The following is a 2430-nucleotide window of genomic DNA, read 5'->3' on the forward strand; positions in this document are numbered from 1 at the left end:
TATCACAGAATAACAACATAAGGCACATTTAACTAATTGATTTTTTGCATACAAGTGTTATAATTATAAAATATGGAATATAATACATTTTTTAAATAAAATCTGAGGTGACGCAATGAAATCCGAGATATATCAAACCATAGTTGTGAAAGTAGGAACTACTACGCTTGTTCATGATAATGGCAAATTAAATATAGCAGGTATGGAAAAATTAGTCAGGGTCATTTCCGACATAAAAAATAGCGGCAAAAATGTGGTATTGGTTTCATCAGGAGCGGTAGGGACAGGTGCCGGAAGGCTCGGCATTAAAGGCAAGGGCGATATCAAAATAAAACAGGCCTTGGCAGCTGTTGGCCAGGGAATTTTAATGCAGTTTTACGAAAAGCTGTTTCTGGAATACGGCATAAATGTGGCTCAGATCTTGCTTACGCGAGATGATTTGGAAAAAGGCGTGCGGCGTGAGAATGCTCTTAATACATTAACGACACTTTTTGAATTCGATGTAGTTCCCATAGTAAATGAAAATGACACCGTAGCAGTAGAGGAAATAGTTTTTGGCGACAACGATACTTTGGCAGCGGTAGTGGCAGAGCTTATCAATGCTGACCTTCTGGTGCTGCTTTCCGATGTGGATGGCCTATATACCATGCCTCCCCATGAACCCGGAGCCGAGAAGATATCCTATGTAAAAGAAATCACGCCAGAGATTGAGGCTATTGCCGAAGGCAGTTATTCCGGTTTTGGCACTGGCGGTATGCAGAGTAAAATTAAAGCGGCAAAAATCGCCACTGAGGCAGGAATTGCGATGGCCATAATAGATGGGGAAAATCCAGCAGAAATTTACAATATCATTGATGGAACAGGCTGTGCCGGCACCTTTTTTGAACCGAAAGAGCAAACCACCCTTTCCGAGAAAAACGCCATATAATGGAGTGATCTGATTGAGCATAGTTTTGGATATAGCAAAGCAGGCTAAAGAGGCCTCGTATATATTGTCAAATGCCTCCACCACAGTTAAAAACGATGCTTTAAAGATGATGGCCAAAGCCCTGGATGAAATGAAGGCAGAGATACTTTTGGCAAATCAGGAAGACTTGGAAAATGCAAAGCAAAAAGGCTTAAAAGATGCAATGATAGAGCGCCTAATGTTAAACGACAAGCGCATTGACGGAATGATAAAAGGGCTTTTGGACCTTGTGGAGCTTCCCGACCCTGTAGGCAGTGGAACCGTATTTAAGCGCCCTAATGGCCTAATTTTGCAAAAGCAGCGAGTGCCTTTGGGGGTTGTCGGCATAATATATGAGTCAAGGCCCAATGTTACCTCTGATGCGGCGGGGCTTTGCATAAAAACAGGAAATGCGGTCATATTAAGGGGCGGTTCTGAGGCCATCAACTCAAATAAGGCAATAGTTAAAGCCTTGTGCAAAGGCCTTGAAGAGGCAAATCTTCCTAAAACGTGCATACAGCTCATAGAGGATACCAGCCGGGAGAGGATTCAGGAGCTCTTTAAGATGAGAAAGTACGTAGATGTTTTAATCCCTCGTGGCGGCGAAGCTCTGATTAAAAATGTGGTGGAAAATTCTCAAATACCGGTAATCGAGACCGGTGTTGGAAATTGCCACGTATATGTGGATGAATTTGCAGATTTGGATATGGCAATTCGCATAATTGCAAATGCCAAGACAAGCAGGCCTTCCGTATGTAATGCGGCAGAAACACTTTTAGTGCATAAAAATGTGGCTAAAGAATTTCTGCCCAAAGCCTTAGATGAGCTGAAAAAATTGGGAGTAGAAATCAGAGGCTGTGAAAATACACTTAAGATTTACCCAGATGCCAGATTGGCTACTGAAGAAGACTGGGCAACGGAGTATCTTGACTTAATCCTTGCTGTTAAAGTGGTTGACAGTATAGACGAGGCAATCAGGCATATTAACAGATTTGGCACCTCTCATTCGGAAGCCATTGTCACAAAAGACTATGATAGGGCAAACCAGTTTCTTGCAAAAGTAGATGCTGCGTGTGTATATGTGAATGCTTCTACCAGGTTTACCGATGGTGGAGAATTTGGCATGGGTGCTGAAATAGGTATCAGCACACAAAAGCTCCATGCACGAGGCCCTATGGGGCTTGAAGAGTTGACGACAGTTAAATATCTGATTATGGGAAACGGTCAGGTCCGGTGAAGATAGATTTTTTTAAAAAAAGCTTAGATGGAGCCTTTCGCCAATATTTTGGTGAAAGGCTTTTTGTTTTAAAAACTTAAAAAAAGGCCTCTATGAATATGTTTTATAAAAGTTTTTATAAAACTGTGTCAATAATCTTTGAAAATGGTGGGTAGGGGTGAAATGCCAATCGAACACGGAGATAGCTGGTTCTCCCCGAAATAGCTTTAGGGCTAGCCTTAACTGAAGATCCTCGGGGGTAGAGCAC

Annotated in this window: 2 protein-coding genes and 1 rRNA gene; all 3 read left to right on the plus strand. The window is 42.1% G+C overall.

The window, feature by feature from the left end; genetic code table 11:
- Window positions 1-115 precede the first annotated feature (115 nt).
- A complete protein-coding gene (proB, locus tag JT739_RS12125) occupies window positions 116-928 on the plus strand; it encodes a glutamate 5-kinase (protein WP_237661386.1) in 813 nt (270 codons plus the stop codon).
- A 13-nt stretch (window positions 929-941) separates the two neighbouring features.
- Complete coding sequence (locus JT739_RS12130; protein ID WP_237661387.1) at window positions 942-2183, plus strand: glutamate-5-semialdehyde dehydrogenase; 1242 nt, start codon at window positions 942-944, stop codon at window positions 2181-2183.
- Window positions 2174-2430, plus strand: a 23S ribosomal RNA gene (locus tag JT739_RS12135); the annotation flags it as partial. The genes JT739_RS12130 and JT739_RS12135, both read left to right, overlap by 10 nt.

Source organism: Tepidanaerobacter sp. GT38, assembly GCF_021991635.1.
In the GTDB taxonomy this organism is placed as follows: domain Bacteria; phylum Bacillota; class Thermosediminibacteria; order Thermosediminibacterales; family Tepidanaerobacteraceae; genus DTU063.